This is a genomic window from Haloferax sp. ATCC BAA-644 (assembly GCF_000336975.1).
Lineage (GTDB): Archaea > Halobacteriota > Halobacteria > Halobacteriales > Haloferacaceae > Haloferax > Haloferax volcanii.
The window spans coordinates 35084-54910 of record NZ_AOLF01000003.1; the positions used below are offsets into that span (position 1 = coordinate 35084).

The following is a 19827-nucleotide window of genomic DNA, read 5'->3' on the forward strand; positions in this document are numbered from 1 at the left end:
CGCGTTCCGCAACTATCATGTCGGCACCGTGCGGACTGAGACCATGGTCGCATACGAGCACACGCCAGTCTCCGTCAGTGACAAGCGCGTCGTCGTCGTCGGCGGGACGAGCGGTATCGGTCAGGCAATCGCCCTCGGATTCGCCAGCGAGGGCGCGGACGTACTCGCCACCAGCCGACGCGAGTCGGCGGTCGACGAGACGGCCGACGCAATCGAGGAACTGGGAGCGAACGCGGTTCGGGAGACCTGCGACGTGACAGACCCGGCCTCGCTCGAACGCGTCCGCGAGCGCGCCGTCGAGGAGTTCGGCGGCGTCGACGTGGTCGTCGCCTCGCAGGGCGCGATATCCCGCGAGACGGTCCGCGACATCGACGACGACGCGTGGGACCACGTCACCGACATCGCGCTCGGGGGCGTCCGCCGCGTGACGCAGGAGCTGGCCCCGGCCGTCGCCGACGGCGGGTCGATTATCAACATCTCCTCGTTGGCCGCGCGGCTCTCGATGGCGAACCTCCCGGCCTACTCGGCGGCGAAGGGCGGCGTCGAGGCGTTCACCCGCGCGTCCGCGAAGGAACTCGCACCCGAGATACGCGTCAACGCCATCGCACCGGGCTTCGTCATCACGCCGCAGAACGCCGACACCTACGCCGAGGGGACCGAAAAGCGCGAGCGAATCGACGAGCGAACGCCGCTCGGTCGAGTCGCGGAACGGGAGGAAATCGTCGGCGCGGCGGTCTTCCTCGCGAGCGACGCCGCCTCGTTCGTGACTGGTGAGGTCGTCACCGTCGACGGCGGGTTCGCGGACAGCGCGTTCTAACCCCGTCTTTCGTCTCTCGTCTCCCGTTTCGCCATCGACGCGCTCTCGTGAGCGCGCGCTAGCCCCTCCGGACGGGAGTCTTCGATGTCGCTCCCGGCGAGCTTGCCGCCGGCAGACGCCGGAGGCTGCTGGACAATCGTTCTGTGATAGGGAACGGAGGGGGCGAGGTCGAGTGACCCGTCCCCCGCGTTCGCTCTTGCCCCGGCCTCTTGGGAACCCGCCCCACTTCCCGGCGTCGGCCGTCTGAATTACAAGCATACGCGTGTAATCTAAAACCGACGCACCGCACGTCGCGTGGGCTGTTCTCGGACTCTCTCGTTCGTACGTGCTGTAATTGCATTCTGTGATAGAAAACGAGAGTATCTGGCGAGCTCTCGATCCACTCGTTCCTGATTACCGGCCGAGGCGAGCCGTGACGGCCGACTTGTCTCTTTCGGTGGTCGTTTTCGACGACACCGATGTGGGGCGTCAGCTCACGCTCGTGGGCTCCGACACGGCCGTCTCGTCGCCGCGTTGCCGATTCGCCCCGCCGACTCGGCGTGTTCTGTTACTGGGAATTCGCGTGTCTCTCTACGTCACACGCGTCGGGCCCGCGTCGCCTCCTCTGCCTGTCATCTCGCGCTCGTCGGCGCTCGTCGTCAACGGGCGAGCGAACTACACCCGGCCGGGAGTTCGAGACCGAACCCGCCGACGTCTCGGGGCTTTCTGCATTGCCCCGCGCCGCTCATACCGGGACGTACTTTTATTACAATCGCTGGTAATGAGGATACTGAATGCACTACCACCAGCTAGCGGTGTCGGGAGAGCGCCGTCTCACGGCAAGCCGCGACTCCACGACGTACGACCTCACGAGCGCCGACGCGGACCTTCGGACGTTCGGTGACTTGGCTCGGGTGGCGAGTATCGCCCGGACCTCGGTCGACCGACTCGCCGCCGAACTGACCGAGGACGCCGACGTAGTCGACGACGCGTTCGTCGACCGGCACGCGACGGTCCCCGTCGACGCCGAGGAAATCTGGGCCGCGGGCGTCACCTACCAGATAAGCGAGCAAGCGCGCGAGGAGGAAAGTTCCATGCCGGATATGTACTTCGACGTGTACGACGCCGACCGGCCGGAGGTTTTCTTCAAGGCCACGCCGTCTCGGACCGTCGAACCGGGCGACGCCATCGGCGTCAGAGGCGACTCCGAATGGGACGTGCCGGAGCCCGAACTGGGTATCGTGCTTCGCCGGGGGGAAATCGTCGGCTACACCGTCGGCAACGACGTGAGTAGTCGGTCGATAGAGGGCGAAAACCCGCTGTATCTCCCACAGGCGAAAGTGTACGACCGCTGTTGTTCCATCGGCCCGTGTGTGGTTACGCCCGAAGACGTGGAGGACCCCCACGAGTTGGAGATGAGCATGACTATCGAGCGCGACGGCGAAGTCATCTACGACGACGCCACGAACACCAGCGAGATGGTCCGCAGCTGCGACGAACTCGTGTCGTACTTCACGCGACACAACACGGTGCCCGAACTGGCGGTCATCCTGACGGGCACGTCGCTCGTCCCCGAACAGCCGTTCGACCTTCAAGAGGGTGACCACGTCGACATCACTATCGAGGGTATCGGCACCCTCTCGAACTCCGTCACCACCGTATGAGCCCCGCCCCCACCGACATCGTCGAGGAGTTCACGCGCCGCGACTGGCAGGGAGGCGACGCGACGGGCACCGTGCGGGTCGCCATGATCGGCCTCGGCTGGTGGACCCGCGACGAGGCGATTCCCGCGGTCGAGGCGTCCGAGTTCTGCGAGACGACGGTCGTCGTCAGCAGTTCGAAGGAGAAAGCCGAGAACGCGACGGCGTTGACCGAGTCGATAACCCACGGCCTCACCTACGACGAGTTCCACGAGGGGGTCGCCGCCGACGCCTACGACGCGGTGTACGTCGTTACGCCGAACGGGCTGCATCTCCCGTACGTCGAGACCGCCGCCGAGTTGGGGAAGGCGGTCCTCTGCGAGAAACCGCTGGAAGCGTCGGTCGAGCGGGCCGAGAAGCTCGTCGCCGCCTGCGACCGGGCCGACGTGCCACTGATGGTCGCCTATCGGATGCAGACCGAGCCGGCCGTCCGGCGCGCCCGCGAACTCGTCGAGGCCGGCGTCATCGGCGAGCCGGTGTTCGTCCACGGCCACATGTCCCAGCGCCTGCTCGACGAGGTCGTCCCCGACCCCGACCAGTGGCGGCTCGACCCCGAACTCTCCGGCGGCGCGACCGTCATGGACATCGGGCTCTACCCGCTGAACACCGCCCGGTTCGTCCTCGACGCCGACCCCGTCCGCGTCAGGGCGACCGCCCGCGTCGACGACGAGGCGTTCGAGGCCGTCGGCGACGAGCACGTCAGTTTCGGCGTCGACTTCGACGACGGCACGCTCGCGGTCTGCACCGCCAGCCAGTCGGCCTACCAGTCGAGCCACCTCCGGGTGACCGGCACCGAGGGGGAACTCGAAATCGAGCCCGCGTTCTACAACCGCCAAAAGCGGGGATTCCGGCTGTCGTGGGGGGACCAGTCCGCCGACTACGACTTCGAGCAGGTGAACCAGATGACGGAGGAGTTCGACTACTTCGCGTCCCGGCTCCTGACGGATGCCGACCTCACGCCCGACGGCGACCACGCGCTCGTGGACATGCGCGCGATGGACGCGATTTACGCCGCGGCGGAGCGCGGGACCGATGTCGCCGTCGCCGCCGCCGCCGACTCCGACTCCGACGCTGACTCCGCCGACGCCGCCGCCGCCAACCACGACGCCGACCCCGATTCCGACGGGGCGTAGGACTCGATTCGGCGCGTCGTCGCCCGCAGTTTTATTATCGGGTTTCCCGCAGTTCCCCGCATGAAGTTCGGCATCCTCGGCACGGCAGGCATCGGCGTCAAATCGGTCATCCCCGCGGTGCAGGCGAGCGAACACGAGGCGGCCGCCATCGCGTCCCGCGACGAGGCGCGGGCGAGCGCCGTCGCCGACGAACTCGGCATCCCCACCGCCTACGGCAGCTACGAGGCGCTGTTGGCCGACAACTCCCTCGACGCGGTTTACATCCCGCTCCCCAACGGCCTCCACGCCGACTGGGTTCGCGCGGCCGCCGACCGCGGGCTGCACGTCCTCTGCGAGAAGCCGCTGACCGCCAGCGCCGACGAGACGGCCGCCGTCTTCGACTACTGCGAGGACGCGGGCGTCACGCTGATGGAGGCGTTCATGTACCGCTTCCACCCGCTGACCGAGCGGGCCGCGGAACTCGTCGCGTCGGAGCTCGGCGCGGTCGTCTCTGTCACGTCGAACTTCTCGTTCCGCCTGCCCGACGGGGCCGACGACATCCGCATCGACCCCGACCTCGCCGGCGGGAGCGTCATGGACGTGGGCTGTTACGCCGTCAGCGCGGCGCGACTCTTCCTCGGGACGCCCGACCGGGTGTACGCGACCACGACCGACACGCGCGACTGCGGCGTCGACACCCGGATGTCGGGCGTCTTGGAGTACGACTCCGGCGCGACCGCCCGCGTCGAATCGTCGTTCGACACGCCCGAGACGCAGTACTACCGCGTCCAGACCACCGACGGCTGGCTGGAGGCGAACCCCGCGTTCAACGTCGACCCGACGGCCGCGGCCGAACTCACCTACGCGACCGACGGCCGCGTCGTCACGGAGACGTTCGACCCGACAGACAGCTACCGCCGCGAGGTCGAGGCGTTCGCCCGCGCCGTCGAGACCGGCGAGACGCCGCGCGTCGACCGCGAGGAATCCGTGTCGGTCATGCGGACCATCGACGCGATTTACGAGAGCGCCGAGACCGGGGCCGCAGTCGAGGTGGACTGACCGCCCGCCGCTGTCCGTTTCGACTCATCCCAACCGAACGTCGGAGCGGAACTCGGGCCGCCCGGTCGCCGCCACGTCGAGGCGGAACAGCGCGCCCGCAGCGTCGCCGGTGCTCTCGTCGCCCTCGCCAGCGCTCCCGTCCCCGTCGCCGCCGGCGGTCGTCACGTAGAGCGAATCGAGGTCGGTCCCGCCGAAGGCGACGCTCGTCACCTTCTCCGTCGGCACGTCGAACCGGTCGAGTTCGGTGCCGTCGGCGTCGTACTCGACCACACAGCCGCCCTCCCAGCGGGCCGACCAGATGTGCCCCGCCGAATCGACCGTCATGCCGTCCGGTAGCCCCGGCGTCTCCGGCGATTCGACGAACCGCTCGCGGGCCGAGACCGCTCCCGTCTCCTCATCGTAGGCGTACCGATAGATAGTGTGGGCCTCGGTCTCCGTGAAGTAGAACCGCTCGCGGTCGCGGGTGAAACCCATCCCGTTGGGGATTCCGACGCCGGTTTCGACCGTCGTCACCGTTCCGTCGGTGTCGAGGCGGAACAGCCGCCCGCCCGCCGTATCTGACGGCATCGTCCCGCAGAACACCCGCCCGGCGGGGTCAGCGATGACGTCGTTGAACCGGGTCGGTGAGTCGACGATTTCGGTCACTCCCGTGAGTTCGCCGTCGACGACGCGCCCGACGCGACCGCGGTCCATGAACGCTAGGAGCGACCCGTCGCGCTGTATCGTCACGCCGGCGATGACCGACGTTTCGACCGGACGGTCGTGCGCTCCGGTCTCGGGATCGTAGCGGTGGAGTCGCCCGGATTCGATGTCTACCCAGTACAGCCGCTTTTCGTCGGGGTGCCAGACCGGACCCTCGCCGAGTCGGCACGACGTGTCGACCACTTTCGTGACGGTCATGAGCAACCGTTCGGAACCGACCGCAAAATACGCTTTCCTCGGTTCGGGGCGCGGCGCGGCGGCGCAGCGTCGCCGTGCTGCTACGCCACCGCGCCCCGTGTCGCCGTGCCGTCGCACCCCCGAACCCCCGCGCCGCTCAGAAGTGCGAGAGCTTGTCGCGCCGATAGAGGTCGAGCGACAGCACCGTGTTCGGTGACCGCTGGCGGACCGCGTAGGCGACGGCGTCGGCCACCTCTATCGCCTCCGTCACTTCGCCCTCCTCGAACGACGCTTCGAGCGTCTCGCCGCTCTCGGAGCCGAACTCGGTCCGAACCTCGGTCGGATTGACGCAGGTCACGCCGACGTTCTCCTCACCGACGGCCCCTTGGAGGCTCGACGCGAACCCGCGGACCCACCACTTCGTCGCGGCGTACACCGGGTTGTGCGGCCGCGGGTGGTTCCCCGACATGCTCCCGAGGAAGACGAGGTTGCCCTCGGACGCTTCGAGGTGCGGAATCGCCTCTCTCGCCGTGAAGAACATCCCGTCGACGTTGACGCCGGTCATCAGGCGGTACTCCTCGTCGGTCAGCTCCGCGACCGGCTTGTCGATGCCGAGGCCGGCGTTGCAGACGACGATATCGAGCGAACCGAACCGCTCGACGGTCGCGTCGACGACCGCCCGGACCGCGTCGGGGTCGGTCACGTCCGTCGGCACGACGCTCACGGCGGCGTCCGTCGCCTCGCGAATCTCGTCCGCGAGCGATTCCAGTCGTTCGACTCTGCGGGCGGCGAGACACACGTCCGCGCCGTCCTCGGCGAGCACGCGCGCGGTCGCCGCGCCGATTCCCGAACTCGCACCCGTGACGAGCGCCGTCCGCCCGTCGAGCGGGTCTTCCAAAGCGGTTGGTCGGTCGACCATACGCCGTGATTGTGACCCTGCCGCATACGTGTTTCCCCACGGGAATCTGGCGACGGACGCTTGGAACACGTTTATTAGACTTCCGTCGATTGTCATCGTATGGCACGTATTGCGGTCACCGGAGCGGCTGGTAACGTCGGGAGAGTCACGGTCGAAGCGCTGGCGTCGGACCACGACGTGACGCCTATCACGCATCGCGAGCGCGAGGGACTCGACAGCGTCATCCTCGACGTGCGCGACGAGGACGCGCTGACGGAGGCGTTCGAGGGCCACGACATCGTCGTCCACCTCGCGGCCAACCCGAACCCCGACGCGGCGTGGGACAGCGTCTACGAGGTCAACATCGGCGGCACGTACAACGTCTACGAGGCGGCGCTGGCGGCCGATATCGACCGACTCGTCTTCGCCAGCACGAACCACGTCCACCAGATGTACAACATCGCGGACGCGACCCGACCGGAGACGCTGGCGGCCGACGCCGAGGCGGTCGGCGTGTCGGACCCGCCGCGCCCCGACTCGTACTACGGCGTGAGCAAGGTGTTCGGTGAGGCGCTTGGCAACTACTACGCGGACCGACACGGACTGGAAGTGCTCAATCTCCGCATCGGATGGCTCCTGACGGCCGACGAGGTCCGCGAGAAGATGGACGAAGAGGAGTCGGTCGCGCGCTACGTCCGCGCGATGTGGCTCAGCCCCGGCGACTGCGAACAGGGGATGCGCCGGGCCGTCGAGGCGTCGCTCCCCGATTCGCCGCTCGCGGTCAACCTCATCTCGGCGAACGACGACCGATATCTCTCGCTCACGGAGACGATGCGCGCCATCGGCTACCGCCCGCGAGATAACTCGGCGACCGTCGTGGAGTGAGCGAGAGGGAGGTGGCTGAGCGACCGTGGAGTGACGTTCGTCGATGCCGACGCACTGCTACTGCGAGTCGGTGTCGCGGGCGACGACGCACGACCCCGCACGGCATCTCGTTCGCCTCTCGAAGGAGCGTTCAGGTTCTCGCTCGGTAGTTCTCGGGGCGAATTCATCGCGCAGCGCGTTGCTGGGACCCACCGTTCTTATATCATCATCTGCCATCCACAACCTATATATGTGGGTAGCTAACATGGGTACTACATGGTCGAGCATGACAGTAGCGATGAAAGTGTAAACCGTCGGAAATATTTGAAGGCCCTGACCGTGGGTGCGGCCGCTGGCATCGCGGGGTGTACCGGCGGTGGCGGAACCGAGACGGAGAGCACCGAGAGCGGAAACGGGAACGGTTCCGGCGGTTCCACTGACGACACCGAGACGAGCGGGAGCAGTTCCGGTAGCTCGTGGGATTCGCAGCTCGAAGTGCTTCACGGGTGGGCCGGCGGCGACGGCGAGGCGGCGGTCACCGCGCTCATCGAGGCCTTCGAGGAGGAGCATCCCGAGATGGATACGAACTTCCAGGCGGTCGGCGCGAGCGCGAACGTGAACCTCAACGCGACGATTCTCCGGCGACTCGCGAACAACAACCCGATGAGCTCGTTCGCTAACTGGCCGGGCAAGAACCTCGAACGGTACTCGGGCGCGCTCATGGACCTCGAAGCCGACGTGTGGGACGCCGAAGGGTTCAAAGACACCATGCAGGCCCGCGCGGTCGAACTGTGTAAGTTCAACGACCAGATGCCGGCGGTCCCAATCGGCTCCCACCGGATGAACAATCTGTTTTACAACACCGCCGTGTTCGAGGAGGCCGGCATCGACGCGTCGAGCCTCGACAGCGTCGACGCGCTCCTCGACGCGCTCGAAGCCATCGACCAGAACACGGACGTGACGCCGATGGCGCAGGCGATGGTCGCGCCGTGGACGAACCTCCAGCTCTGGGCGCAGATTCTGACGAGCCAGAGCGGCGTCGAGGCGTACACGAACTTCATCGAAGGCAACCCCGACAGGGCGGCCGTCGTCGAGGCGCTCGAAGCGCTGAAGACCATCAACGAGAACTACATCACCGCCGACGCCTCGTCAATCAGCTTCACGACGGCGGGCCAGAAGGTCATCTCGGGGAACGCGGCGACCATCCATCAGGGCAACTGGGTGTACGGGATGTTCCGCGCCGACGACAGCTTCAACTACAAAGAGCAGTGGGACTGGATACCGTTCCCGGGAACGGAAGGTATCTACTTCTACCACGTCGACTCAATCGTCGCACCGAGCAACAACCCGAGCCGCGAGGAGACCATCGCGTGGCAGAAGTTCGTCGGCACGAAGGAGGCGCAAATCGCCTTCAACAACCCCAAGGGGTCGGTTCCGCTCCGCACCGACATCGACCCGAGCGAACTGACCGACTTCCTCGCGATGACCTACGAGGACCTCACCGACTCGGAGGCGTACCCGCCGACTATCGCCCACGGACTCGCCGTCACGCCCAAGACGATGGGCGCGTGTAAGACCGCCTTCGGCGACAACTTCATGGGGCCGTTCAAGGTCGAAGCCACCGCCGACGCGCTCATCGAAGCGGTCTCGGAGTAAGACCTCGGCTGAAACTTCACCCTCAGTATACACAAATAAAATATAGGTATATCCATGGCTACACACGATAACACGGAGCACGTTTCTGACGCGGCCGACGAGGCGGTCGGGTGGGAGTCGAAGCTCCGGTATTTCCTCAACAGCGACTTCGTCCGCTCCGCGCCGTACTGGGGAATCCCGTTCGTCCTCATGAGCATCGCCGTCTACGGTGGCATCGGCTACAACTTCGCCATCTCGTTTACGGACTACGAGGGCCTCGGGACTCCCGATTACTCCACGCTCGACTTGGAGATGTACGCACAGGCGCTGTCGAGCGACGCGTTCATCGCCGCCGCGCAGAACAATCTGGTCCTCCTCGTAGGCTTTACGACTATCTGTCTGGTACTCGGCCTGTTCCTCGCGATCCTGTTGGACCACGGCATCCGCTTTTCCGAGAAGTTCCAGACGGTCTATCTCCTCCCGATGAGCCTCTCGTTCGTCGTCACCGCGCAACTGTGGCTCTGGATGTTCAACGTCGAAAGCGGCATCCTCAACCTCGTGGTGACGACGCTCGGGTTCAATCCGGTGGACTGGCTGGGGAATCCATCAATCGCGCTCGGCGCGGTGATATTCGCCCTCATCTGGCAGTTCAGCGGGTACACGATGGTCGTCTACCTCGCGGGGCTCCAGTCGATTCCCGACGACCAGTTCGAGGCGGCCCGCGTCGACGGCGCGAGCATCACCCGGACCTACCTCCGCATCATCGTCCCGCAACTGAAGGAGGCGTCCGTCAGCGCGGCCGTCGTGCTGATGGTGTTCGCGCTGAAGGCCTTCACCTTCCTGTACGCCCTCGTCGGCCGCTACCGCCCGCCGAACGGGACGGACATCCTGGCGACGCTCATGGTTCGCCGCGCGTTCAAGTTCGGTGAGTGGGCCTACTCGGCCGCCATCGCGACCATGCTTCTCATCATGGCGCTCGGCGTCATCGGACCGTACCTCTACTACCAGTACAAACAGGGGAGTCTCTGACCATGTCACAGTCGTCATCCACAGGCAGCTTCGACATCGCATCGCTCGTCGAGGACGTGAACCTCCGACGCGTCGCCCAGTACGCGCTCGTCGTGTTCTTCCTCGGGTTCTTCCTCGTCCCGCTGGAGACGGGAATCATGACCGCCATCAAGACGAACGAGTCGGTCGCTCGCTCGCTTCCCTTCGCGCCGCCGGTCGGTGAGGGCTTCACCCTCGGGAACATCCAGTTCGCCCTCGAACAGCTTTCGGGGTCGTTCTTCAACTCGCTTATCATGTCGATTCCGGCGACCATCGGGAGCGTCCTGTTCGGGAGCATGGCCGCCTACGGCCTCACGATGGTCAACTGGCGGGCGCAGATGGGTATGCTGATGCTGTTCGTCGTCGGCGTCTTCGTCCCCTATCAGGCCGTGTTGGTCCCGCTCGCGCGCTTCTGGAACAACATCTTCCCGCTCGCGCGGATGCTAGAGCCGATGGTGGCGTCGATACCCTTCTTCCAGGGCTACCACGCCGACCTCGTGCCGCTCGTCATCACCCACATCGCCTACGGGATTCCCATCTGTACGATACTGTTCCGGTCGTACTACCAGAGCCTCCCGAACTCGCTCGTGGAGGCCGGGAAAATCGACGGCGCGAGCATCACGAAGATTTACCGGCGCGTCATCCTGCCCATCTCGAAGCCGATGTTCGGCGTCGTGTTCATCTACCAGTTCACGCAGATTTACAACGAGTTCCTCTTCGCGTTCACGCTCGTCACCGGGTCCGACGCGCCCGCGGCACCGGTCACGCTGGTGCTGCCCGCAATCGGGGCGTCGACCTCCGGCATCGACTTCGGTATCAGGATGTCCGCGGCGTTCCTCGCGGCGGTTCCGACGCTCATCCTGTACGTCGCGTTCGCCGAACAGTTCGCGAAGGGACTTCGCACGGAGGCCTGACCCATGGGACAGATTCAACTCACCGGCCTGACGAAGCGCTTCGGCGACACGGTCGCCGTCGACGACCTCTCGCTCGACATCGACGACGAGGAGTTCCTCGTGCTCGTCGGTCCCTCGGGCTGCGGCAAATCGACGACGCTCCGGATGCTCGCCGGCTTGGAGACCCCGACCAGCGGGGACATCTACATCGGCGGGGACCACATGAACTACCGCGTCCCGCAGAACCGCGACATCGCGATGGTGTTTCAGGACTACGCGCTGTACCCCCACATGACCGTCCGGCAGAACATCCGGTTCGGGCTGGAAGAAGAGGAGGGATACACGTCTGAAGAACGCGACGAGCGCGTCGTCGAGGTCGCGGAGACGCTCGGCATCAGCGACTTGCTCGACCGCAAACCCGACGAACTCTCGGGCGGCCAGCAACAGCGGGTCGCCCTCGGACGTGCTATCGTGCGCGACCCCGAGGTGTTCCTGATGGACGAACCGCTGTCCAACTTGGACGCTAAACTGCGGGCGGAGATGCGGACCGAACTCCAGAACCTGCAAGACCAACTCGCGGTCACGACCGTCTACGTCACCCACAACCAGACGGAGGCGATGACGATGGCCGACCGTATCGCCGTCATGGACGACGGCGAGCTCCAGCAGGTGGCCTCGCCCTTCGAGTGCTACCACGAGCCGAACAATCTGTTCGTCGCGGAGTTCATCGGCGAGCCGATGATAAACCTCATCCGCGGGACGCGCTCGGAGTCGACGTTCGTCGGCGAGCATTTCTCGTACCCGCTCGACGCGGACGTGCTGGAGTCCGTCGGCGGCCGCGAGGACCTCGTCTTGGGGATTCGCCCCGAAGACGTCGAGGTCGTTGACGCGACGACCGACGACACCGCCGCCGACGCCGCGCTCGACGACCACGAACTCCGGATGGACGTGACCGTCGTGGAGCCCCACGGCGACCAGAACGTCCTCCACCTCTCGCACCCGGACCAGCCCTCCGCCGACGACGCCCTGCAGGCGGTCACGGCGGGGATGCACCTCGTCACGCGGGGCGACCGCGTCACGGTGACGATTCCGCCGGACAAGATTCACGTGTTCGACGCGGAGACCGGAACCGCGGTGCACAACCGCCGTCACGACCAGGAAGCCGACTTCACACAACTCGAACAGTAGCCATGGCACGATTGACACTCGACGACGTAACGAAGGTGTACACCGACGAGGGCGGCGGCGATATCGTCGCCGTCGAAGAGCTATCGCTCGACATCGACGACGGGGAGTTCCTCGTGCTCGTCGGGCCCTCGGGCTGCGGCAAATCGACGACGCTCCGGATGATGGCGGGGCTCGAAACCGTCACCGAGGGAGAACTCAGACTCGAAGACCGCGTTCTCAACGGCGTGTCCGCGCAGGACCGGGACATCGCGATGGTGTTCCAGTCGTACGCGCTGTACCCGCACAAGAGCGTCCGCGGGAACATGTCGTTCGGCCTCGAAGAGTCGACCGACCTGCCGGACGACGAGATACGAAAGCGGGTCGAGGAGACGACCGACATGCTCGGCATCAGCGACCTGCTCGACCGCAAACCCGGACAGCTTTCGGGCGGTCAGCAGCAGCGGGTCGCACTCGGGCGTGCCATCGTGCGCGACCCCGAGGTGTTCCTGATGGACGAGCCGTTGTCCAACTTGGACGCCAAACTGCGGGCGGAGATGCGGACCGAACTCCAGCGCCTGCAAGGCGAACTCGGCGTGACGACCGTCTACGTCACCCACGACCAGACCGAGGCGATGACGATGGGCGACCGCGTCGCCGTCCTCGACGACGGCGAACTCCAGCAGGTCGGCACGCCGCTGGACTGCTATCATCGGCCGAACAACCTGTTCGTCGCGGGCTTCATCGGCGAGCCGTCGATGAATTTCTTCGACGGGTCGCTTTCGGGCGACACCTTCCGCGGCGGCGGCTTCGACTACCCGCTTTCGGGCGCGACCAGAGACCAACTCGGCGGCGCGAGCGGCCTCACGCTCGGCATCCGACCCGAGGACGTTACCGTTGGCGAGCGGCGCTCCGGCCAGCGCACCTTCGGCGCCGAAGTCGTCGTCGTCGAGCCGCAGGGGAACGAGAACACCGTCCACCTGCGATTCGTCGACGGGGACGAGGGGACCCAGTTCACCGCGACCACCACCGGACAGTCGAGAGTCGAAGCGGGCGACCGCACGACCGTCTCGTTCCCCGAAGACGCGATTCACCTGTTCGACGGGGAGACCGGCGACGCGCTGAAGAACCGAGAGCTCCCGTCGAACCGCGCCATCGACGCGTTCGTCTCGAACTGACCGGTCACCGCGGTTTCCTTTTCGTCCGCGGTTCGCGCGCCGCTGTCAGCCGTCAGGTTATCTGCCGTCAGCGTCGCGACTGCAACCGCGAGTCGCGTCGCTCCGGTCTCGAACTCCGGCGAGTGAAAAAGCGGCCGCGGCGGGCGCGCCGCGGGGCGAGAGATGCTCACGGTTCTCGCCCGCGGTGGTGCGTCCGGGTTATGGGTGTGGTCTGTCAGGCTGTCGCGGCCGCTGTGGGACAGTCTCGCTCTCGGTGTCGCGTTACTCCTCGTCGAAGAGCGTCTCTCCTTCGACCATGTGTTCTCCGACGGCGTCGAGGTCGAGCGTCAGCCCGAGGCCGGGCTTTTCGGGAATCTCCATGCGACCGTTCTGAATCAGGTCGTCCTCCTCGACGAGGTCCTCCCACCAGCCGAGCTGGTAGGAGTGGTATTCGAGGGCAAGCGAGTTCGGGATGGCCGCGGCGACCTGCGCGGAGGCCATCGTCCCGATGGGCGACGAGACGTTGTGCATCGCCACGGGGATGTAGTACATGTCCGCGAGGTCGGCAATCTTCCGCGTCTCGCGCATGCCGCCGACGCGGGGCAGGTCGGGCGCGATGATGTCCACCGCCTGCGGTTCGAGCAGCGTCCGCTGGCCGAACTTCCGGTAGACGTTCTCACCGACCGCGATGGGCGTCGTCGTGGACTGTGTCACGAGCTTCTGCACGTCGTGGTTCTCCGGCGGCACGGGGTCTTCGAGCCACCACACGTCGTAGTCTTCTAGCTCGGACGCGAGGCGCTTGGCGCTCCCGCCGGTAAAGGACCAGTGGCAGTCGAACGCCACGTCCGCGCGGTCGCCGACGGCCTCGGTGACGGCCTCGACGATTTCGACCTTGTGGTCGATTTCGGGGTTGCGGAGGTGGCGGTTCGCGCGGTCCTTCTCGTGGCCCGAGGGCACGTCGAGGTCGAACTTGATAGCGTCGTAGCCGAGTTCCTCGACCACGCGGACGCCCTCCTCGGCGCAGGCCTGCGGGTTGGCCTCGTCTTCGGTGTGGAGGTCGCAGTAGACGCGCACCTCGTCGCGGTACTTCCCGCCGACGAGCTGATAGGCGGGCACGTCGAGGAGCTTTCCGGCGGCGTCGTGGAGCGCGATTTCGATGCCCGAGATGGCGGAGATGACCTTGCCCGAGACGGAGCCTTCGCCGGACATCTTCTGGACGAGGTGCTCGTAGAGGCGGTCGATGTCGAGGGGGTTCTCGCCGACGAGGAACGGTTTCATCCGCTCGATGATGGCGGTGTCGCCGCCGCCCCAGTAGGCCTCGCCGGTGCCGACGACGCCCGCGTCGGTGTAGACGCGGACGAGAATCCACGGGTAGTTCCCGTCGACCATCGTCGTCTGTACGTCGGTAATCTCGGCGTCGCGGACGCCACCTCGCGGATTCGTGATGTCCATCGTCTCCGCGGACAGGTCGCGCATCGTGTACTCCGCGTTCGGGTCGCTAAGCTTCGCTTGCTCAACCATTGCGCACGTATATCTCGAAAGCCACTACAAAAGTGTGTGGGTCGGTAGTCCGTCGCTCACCCCGACGCGCGCTCCCGAACTCGCCCCCTCGTCGACAGCCAACAAATAGTGACAGCTCCGCAAGAGTTGTATGTCGGAAGACAGAACGTGTACCCGATGACGGACCCTAGTAAAAACTACGTCAACGGCGAGTGGGTGACCTCGGAGACCGGCGAGACGACCGAGGTGACGAACCCCGCGAATCCGAGCGAAGTGGTCGCGGCGTATCAGCACTCGAACGAGAACGACGCCGCGGCGGCCGTCGATGCCGCCGTCGCGGCGGAAGACGAGTGGCGAAACACGCCCGGCCCCGAGCGCGGGCGCATCCTCCGCGAGGCGGGGACGCTCCTCGCCCAGCGGAAGGACGAACTGACGGAGATTCTCATCGCCGAGGAGGGGAAGGCGCGGCCCGAAGCGGCGGGCGAGGTACAGCGCGCCATCGACATCTTCCACTACTTCTCGTCGAAGGCCGCCGACCTCGGCGGCACGAAGAAGGGTGCGAGCGGGGCGAACACGAACCTCTACACGCGGCAGGAGCCGGTGGGTGTCGCGGCGCTCATCACGCCGTGGAACTACCCGATTGCGATTCCGGCGTGGAAGCTCGTCCCGGCGCTCGCCGCCGGCAACACCGTCGTCCTCAAGCCCGCCTCCATCGCGCCCGGCGTCGTCATCGAAATCGCCCGCGCGCTCGACGAGGCCGGCCTCCCGGACGGCGTCCTCAACGTCGTCACCGGACCCGGTAGCTCGGTCGGCAGCGAGTTCATCGGCAACGAGGGCACGGACCTCGTCTCCTTCACCGGCAGCAGTCAAGTCGGTGAGATGGTGTACGAGCAGGCCACAGACGCCGGCAAGCGCGTCCAGACCGAACTCGGCGGGAAGAACCCGACGCTCGTCGCGGACTCCGCGGACCCCGCCGAAGCCGCCGACATCGTCGCCAACGGCGGGTTCGGAACCACCGGCCAGTCGTGTACGGCCTGTTCCCGCGCCATCGTCCACGAGGACGTGTACGACGACTTCGTGGCCGAGCTCGTCGACCGCGCGGAGTCCCTCGACGTCGGCCCCGGTACCGACCACGAGATGGGCCCGCAGGTCAGCGAGTCCGAACTCTCCTCGACGCTCGAATACATCGACATCGCCGAGGCCGAGGGCGCGACGCTCGTCGCCGGCGGCGGCGTCCCCGAGGGAGAGGCAGTCGAGACGGGTCACTTCGTGGAGCCGACGGTGTTCACCGACGTGGACCCCGAGATGCGCATCGCACAGGAGGAGGTCTTCGGCCCGGTCGTCGCCGTCATCGAAGTGAGCGACTTCGACGAGGGGCTGGCGGTCGCGAACGACGTCGACTACGGCCTGTCGGCCAGTATCGTCACCGACGACCACACCGAGGCGAACCGCTTCGTCGACGAGGTCGAAGCCGGCGTGGTGAAGGTCAACGACAAGACGACCGGCCTCGAACTCCACGTCCCCTTCGGCGGGTTCAAGCGCTCCTCGTCCGAGACGTGGCGCGAGCAGGGCGACGCCGGTCTCGACTTCTACACCATCGAAAAGACCGTCTACGACAGCTACTGAGCGTCCCACTCGGTCGCCGACGGCGACCGTCTGCCATCACCTCGTTATTTTGCTCCCCCCTCTCCTCTCCTCTCCTCCTTCGTGTCCCACCCCCGCCGATGCTGTCGTTCCGGCTCGATACCTCCCCATTCTCTATATCAGAATAGCATTGACGGAACTATTGTCGTGAAAATTACAAGCGTACTCGTGTAATCGTCTATCGTCATCGTCCGTCGGGAACTACGTTAATACGGTCCTGCGTCGATGATTCGTGTGGGGCTGCTGCTGTTCCGAGATAGCGAACGAGGGGCGTCAGTAGTTGATGTTGAGTTCGACGACGTTCGCCGCGCTCAGGACGCGTTCGGGAAGCGCCCCGTGGAGGTCTTCGTCGCTGACGCGGCTAGCCGGAGCGGAGACGCTGATGGCTCCGAGCACCTCGCCGGACGAGGATTTGATGGGTGCGGCGAGACAGCGCAGGCCTTCGAGACGTTCGCCGTCGTCGATGGCGTAGCCTCGCTCGCGAACTCCTTCGAGCACCTGAAACAGCTCTTGCCGCGTGCCGATGCTCTTCGGCGTCTTCTGTTCGAGCCCGTGACGCTCGATTATCTCGTCCACCCGCGACTCCGGGAGGTTCGCGAGAATCGCCTTCCCGAGCGCCGTCGTGTGTAGGTTCGTCCGAAGGCCCGCGTAGGTGTCGAGGTCCACGGCGTCGTCGCCTTTCGCTCGCATCAGGTAGACGCCCATCCCCTGTTCTTCGACGAGGAGGTTGGCGAGTTCGCCCGTGTCGGCGGCGAGCGATTTGACCTCTGGCTCGGCGACCTGATACACTTCCATCGACTTCCGACTGTGGCCGCCGACTTCGAGAAACTTCAACCCGACGCGGTAGTCGTCGCCGTCCTTGAGGACGTACCCGTGTTTCTGGAGCGTTGTCAGGTGGTTGTGGACCGCGCTCTTTCCCATGTCGAGGTCGCCGGCCAGTTCCGTGACCCCGCAGGGTCCTTTCTGCATCAACTCCTCGACCAGTGCCAGCGTCTTCTCGGTGGTTCGAACCGGGTGTTTGGCGTCCATGATTATTCGTTATCAAGTATCTGAATAAGTGTTCTGGTCGGGAGAACGGTGGTGCGGTGAACGCGGACGTTTCTCTAGAGGCTCCCCGGTCTGGGTGCTTCGGTCGACCGGCTCCCGCTGTCACCCGTCTCTCGAAACGGGGGCTCATCACGTCACTACTGTCGGTCCACCAACTATTCGCCTCTCGATAATAGTTCCCATATACCACAATATCGACCGTGGTCAATTGTCGGTCTCACCTCATTTCACGATTGTCTCTCGCCACTTGTTCTCTGCCCTTTCTTGGACGAAACAATTCCCGGTGCTGTTCGAATCTTCCGTAACCACCGGTTTGAGGTTCTGTCAGTCCTTGTCGGTGTCTATTTTTGTGCCTGCGTGCGCTGTTTTCGTCTCGGATATGTGGCCGCGACTAGCGGACGCAGATGCCGTCTCATGCTGTAATCGTGTGTCTGATGGACATTTTCAAATCGGTTTGCCCCCATCGTTCGGTTCCACGGCCCTCGCTCGTCGTGACGCGTAGTCGAGGACGAACGGTTAGCTCCGCGGTGGTGACTCGGTAGTGGGGAGGGCAGTCGGCGGAGCCGACGTTTCGAGTCCGCTCAGCGGGTCAGTCGTCCGCCGTGCCCGTCTGACTCGCGCCGTCCGGTCGCTCGTCCGCGACTTCGTAGAGCGCGTTCGTCACCGTTCCGTGTTCGGAAGCGTGCGGACGACCGGGGGAGTCGTCGTAGCCGTAGTCGAAGATGCGGTTCCGGTTGAGACTGAGCTTCGTGAACTCCGGTCGGAGCAGGTCGAACAGGTCGAACCGCGATTGGAGTTCGGGGAACTGCGCTTGATAGTCGAGAATCGCGCGCCGCGCGTGCGTCCAGAACTCCCGTTCGGGGTATGACTCGTGTTCTTCGAGCACGTCGGCGACGTACCGGAGGACGCAGACGAACAGCCCGGAGAAGATAAACTGACAGAGCCCTTCGGGCGGCTCTTTCCGAAGCACGTCGTGCACGTCGTCGGGGAGCGATTCCAACTCCGGGAGCGACTGGTCGCTCACGTTCACGTCGTCCGCGAAGTCCTTGACCGCGAGTCGCGTGGGGACGCCGTCTTCGACGACGAGGATGGTGTTTTGGCCGTGCGGGGAGAACACCGTTCCGTAGCGATAGAGGAAGTGCAACAGCGGCGGCAAGACGGTGTCGAAGAACTCGCCCAGCCACTCGTCGAGGCTGAGCCCCGACCGCTCGACCAGCCGCGAGACGAAGGGCTCGCCCGCGCCGTCGACGTGCATCAGCGACGAGAGCGTAATCGCCCGTTCGTCGTCTTCGAGGAACGTGTAGATGGACTCCCGCCAGACCGCGCCCAGCAGTTCGTGGTACTGGTACGGCGACCCGTCGATGTCGGTGAAGTCCGCGTGGTCGTAGTTGAGCCCCGCAATCTCGCCGGGGAGAATCAACCCCTGTTCTTGGAGGAAGTCGTCTCGCTCGTAGATGCCTTTGATGTACTCCGTGACCGTCGGCGCGAGTTCGGTCCGCTCGCCGGGAAGCCCCCGCCAGACGAGCGTGTTGAGAATCCGCATCGGAACCTTCACGTGGTGTTTCTCGGCGTCGTCGACGTTGACGAAGGTCCGGACCGACTGTTGCGGGAGGTACTCGTCCGGCCCGTCACCGAGCGGGACGATATCGCCGGCCGCGATGTGGTCGGGAAACAGCGGGACGACGGTGTGTTCCCACTGCCAGTCGTGCACCGGCATGAAGAAGTAGGCGTCCGGGTCGTACCCCTTCGCGTCGAGGCGGCTTCGGAAGCGCTCGTAGTGATCACCGAGTTCGCCGCTGACGAGCGAGTCGTGGTCGACCGCCTCGGTCCCGACGAACGTCGCGTGTTCCTTGCGGACCGCCGCCCACGAGAGCGTCACCGGCGCTTTGCGCTCGGGCGCGTACCGCTTGTAGTCGTCGTAGCCCCAGCCGAGTCGCCCCTTGTTGTACGTAATCCACGGGTGGCCCTCCATCTCGCCTTCGAGGCGGGCGTAGTCGAGGTCCGTCGGGTCGAAGTCCTCCCGGTCCCGCTTTCGCGACTCGATGTGGGCGTCAGCGAGCAGCGTCCGCTTGTACTCGCGGACGAGGTTCCCTTCGGTCAGGCCGTCGAGGTCGGTCGTCTCTCCGAGGTCGCGAAGCAGTCGAAGGGGGTCGCGGAGCGACTCCCACGTCCCGTCGGCCCGCCGCTCGACCGTGTCGCCGTAGACGTGGAGGCTGTCCATCAGCCGGTCGGCGGCCTCGAACCGGTAGCTCACCTCGCCGAGGTCGAACCGGTAGCCGTGGCGGTCGTCGCCGGCGTCGACCGTCCGCGGCTCGATTATCTCCTCGTAGGCGAACTCTTCGAGCATCTTCGTCAGGAGGCGGCGTTCGACCGTCTCCCAGACCTCCGGGTCCAGTGCGTCCTGCAGCGTGGTGTCGTTCGGATTCATCGGT

General features: G+C 65.6%; 16 protein-coding genes. 11 read left to right on the forward strand and 5 right to left on the reverse strand.

Annotated elements, in window-relative coordinates; all coding sequences use genetic code 11:
- The first annotated feature begins 43 nt into the window (after positions 1–43).
- The 4 genes from C458_RS02925 to C458_RS02940 all read left to right on the forward strand — a co-directional run bounded on the left by C458_RS02925 (position 44) and on the right by C458_RS02940 (position 4667).
- Positions 44–817, forward strand: coding sequence for an SDR family NAD(P)-dependent oxidoreductase (locus C458_RS02925; RefSeq protein ID WP_008573062.1), 774 nt, complete (start codon positions 44–46; stop codon positions 815–817).
- Between the two features lie 773 nt (positions 818–1590).
- A complete protein-coding gene (locus C458_RS02930; protein WP_004061785.1) occupies positions 1591–2460 on the forward strand; it encodes a fumarylacetoacetate hydrolase family protein in 870 nt (289 codons plus the stop codon).
- A complete protein-coding gene (locus C458_RS02935) occupies positions 2457–3629 on the forward strand; it encodes a D-xylose 1-dehydrogenase (protein WP_008573064.1) in 1173 nt (390 codons plus the stop codon). The genes C458_RS02930 and C458_RS02935 overlap by 4 nt, the downstream gene beginning before the upstream one ends.
- A 60-nt stretch (positions 3630–3689) precedes the next feature.
- Positions 3690–4667, forward strand: a complete 978-nt coding sequence (locus tag C458_RS02940) for a D-xylose 1-dehydrogenase (protein WP_008573066.1) — start codon at positions 3690–3692, stop codon at positions 4665–4667.
- 24 nt (positions 4668–4691) lie between these two features.
- Here C458_RS02940 and xacC read toward each other — a convergent pair whose 3' ends face one another.
- Together xacC and C458_RS02950 are read right to left on the reverse strand one after the other, a co-directional pair.
- Complete coding sequence (gene xacC / locus C458_RS02945; protein WP_008573068.1) at positions 4692–5567, reverse strand: pentonolactonase XacC; 876 nt, start codon at positions 5565–5567, stop codon at positions 4692–4694.
- 136 nt (positions 5568–5703) lie between these two features.
- Entirely contained in the window at positions 5704–6465 is a 762-nt protein-coding gene (locus tag C458_RS02950) for an SDR family oxidoreductase (RefSeq protein WP_192815225.1), read from the reverse strand.
- 99 nt (positions 6466–6564) lie between these two features.
- Here C458_RS02950 and C458_RS02955 point away from each other — a divergent pair, with 99 nt between their 5' ends.
- From C458_RS02955 to xacK, 6 genes are all read left to right on the forward strand, one after another.
- Entirely contained in the window at positions 6565–7329 is a 765-nt protein-coding gene (locus C458_RS02955) for an L-arabinose 1-dehydrogenase (RefSeq protein WP_004041122.1), read from the forward strand.
- 318 nt (positions 7330–7647) lie between these two features.
- Entirely contained in the window at positions 7648–8964 is a 1317-nt protein-coding gene (locus tag C458_RS02960; RefSeq protein ID WP_008573071.1) for an ABC transporter substrate-binding protein, read from the forward strand.
- A 54-nt stretch (positions 8965–9018) separates the two neighbouring features.
- Positions 9019–9972, forward strand: coding sequence for a xylose/arabinose ABC transporter permease XacH (gene xacH, locus C458_RS02965; RefSeq protein WP_008573072.1), 954 nt, complete (start codon positions 9019–9021; stop codon positions 9970–9972).
- Between the two features lie 2 nt (positions 9973–9974).
- Entirely contained in the window at positions 9975–10904 is a 930-nt protein-coding gene (gene xacI / locus C458_RS02970; protein ID WP_008573073.1) for a xylose/arabinose ABC transporter permease XacI, read from the forward strand.
- Between the two features lie 3 nt (positions 10905–10907).
- On the forward strand, positions 10908–12071 hold the full coding sequence (gene xacJ, locus C458_RS02975) for a xylose/arabinose ABC transporter ATP-binding protein XacJ (protein ID WP_008573075.1): 1164 nt from the start codon (positions 10908–10910) through the stop codon (positions 12069–12071).
- Between the two features lie 2 nt (positions 12072–12073).
- Positions 12074–13225 (forward strand): xylose/arabinose ABC transporter ATP-binding protein XacK, encoded by a 1152-nt coding sequence (gene xacK / locus C458_RS02980; RefSeq protein ID WP_049897095.1) that lies wholly within the window; start codon positions 12074–12076, stop codon positions 13223–13225.
- Positions 13226–13486: 261 nt separating this feature from the next.
- Here the strand turns inward: xacK and C458_RS02985 are convergent, their stop codons facing one another.
- The gene (locus tag C458_RS02985; protein WP_008573079.1) at positions 13487–14725 is read right to left on the reverse strand and encodes a xylonate dehydratase; all 1239 of its coding nucleotides are present in this window, start codon (positions 14723–14725) and stop codon (positions 13487–13489) included.
- Between the two features lie 156 nt (positions 14726–14881).
- On the opposite strand from C458_RS02985, the gene C458_RS02990 reads away from it, so the two are divergent.
- Entirely contained in the window at positions 14882–16330 is a 1449-nt protein-coding gene (locus C458_RS02990; RefSeq protein ID WP_008573082.1) for a 2,5-dioxovalerate dehydrogenase, read from the forward strand.
- A 291-nt stretch (positions 16331–16621) separates the two neighbouring features.
- Here the strand turns inward: C458_RS02990 and xacR are convergent, their stop codons facing one another.
- Positions 16622–17377: an HTH-type transcriptional regulator XacR gene (gene xacR, locus C458_RS02995; protein ID WP_004041114.1), complete on the reverse strand. Its 756-nt coding sequence runs from the start codon at positions 17375–17377 to the stop codon at positions 16622–16624.
- Between the two features lie 607 nt (positions 17378–17984).
- The gene (locus tag C458_RS03000) at positions 17985–19823 is read right to left on the reverse strand and encodes an IucA/IucC family siderophore biosynthesis protein (protein WP_008573084.1); all 1839 of its coding nucleotides are present in this window, start codon (positions 19821–19823) and stop codon (positions 17985–17987) included.
- Positions 19824–19827: the final 4 nt, after the last annotated feature.

Bases quoted from the DNA above. Each gene is read 5' to 3' on its own strand.
- C458_RS02925 (WP_008573062.1), top strand. From the start codon at position 44: ATGGTCGCATACGAGCACACGCCAGTCTCCGTCAGTGACAAGCGCGTC.
- C458_RS02930 (WP_004061785.1), top strand. From the start codon at position 1,591: ATGCACTACCACCAGCTAGCGGTGTCGGGAGAGCGCCGTCTCACGGCA.
- C458_RS02935 (WP_008573064.1), top strand. From the start codon at position 2,457: ATGAGCCCCGCCCCCACCGACATCGTCGAGGAGTTCACGCGCCGCGAC.
- C458_RS02940 (WP_008573066.1), top strand. From the start codon at position 3,690: ATGAAGTTCGGCATCCTCGGCACGGCAGGCATCGGCGTCAAATCGGTC.
- xacC (WP_008573068.1), bottom strand. From the start codon at position 5,567: ATGACCGTCACGAAAGTGGTCGACACGTCGTGCCGACTCGGCGAGGGT.
- C458_RS02950 (WP_192815225.1), bottom strand. From the start codon at position 6,465: ATGGTCGACCGACCAACCGCTTTGGAAGACCCGCTCGACGGGCGGACG.
- C458_RS02955 (WP_004041122.1), top strand. From the start codon at position 6,565: ATGGCACGTATTGCGGTCACCGGAGCGGCTGGTAACGTCGGGAGAGTC.
- xacH (WP_008573072.1), top strand. From the start codon at position 9,019: ATGGCTACACACGATAACACGGAGCACGTTTCTGACGCGGCCGACGAG.
- xacI (WP_008573073.1), top strand. From the start codon at position 9,975: ATGTCACAGTCGTCATCCACAGGCAGCTTCGACATCGCATCGCTCGTC.
- xacJ (WP_008573075.1), top strand. From the start codon at position 10,908: ATGGGACAGATTCAACTCACCGGCCTGACGAAGCGCTTCGGCGACACG.
- xacK (WP_049897095.1), top strand. From the start codon at position 12,074: ATGGCACGATTGACACTCGACGACGTAACGAAGGTGTACACCGACGAG.
- C458_RS02985 (WP_008573079.1), bottom strand. From the start codon at position 14,725: ATGGTTGAGCAAGCGAAGCTTAGCGACCCGAACGCGGAGTACACGATG.
- C458_RS02990 (WP_008573082.1), top strand. From the start codon at position 14,882: ATGACGGACCCTAGTAAAAACTACGTCAACGGCGAGTGGGTGACCTCG.
- xacR (WP_004041114.1), bottom strand. From the start codon at position 17,377: ATGGACGCCAAACACCCGGTTCGAACCACCGAGAAGACGCTGGCACTG.
- C458_RS03000 (WP_008573084.1), bottom strand. From the start codon at position 19,823: ATGAATCCGAACGACACCACGCTGCAGGACGCACTGGACCCGGAGGTC.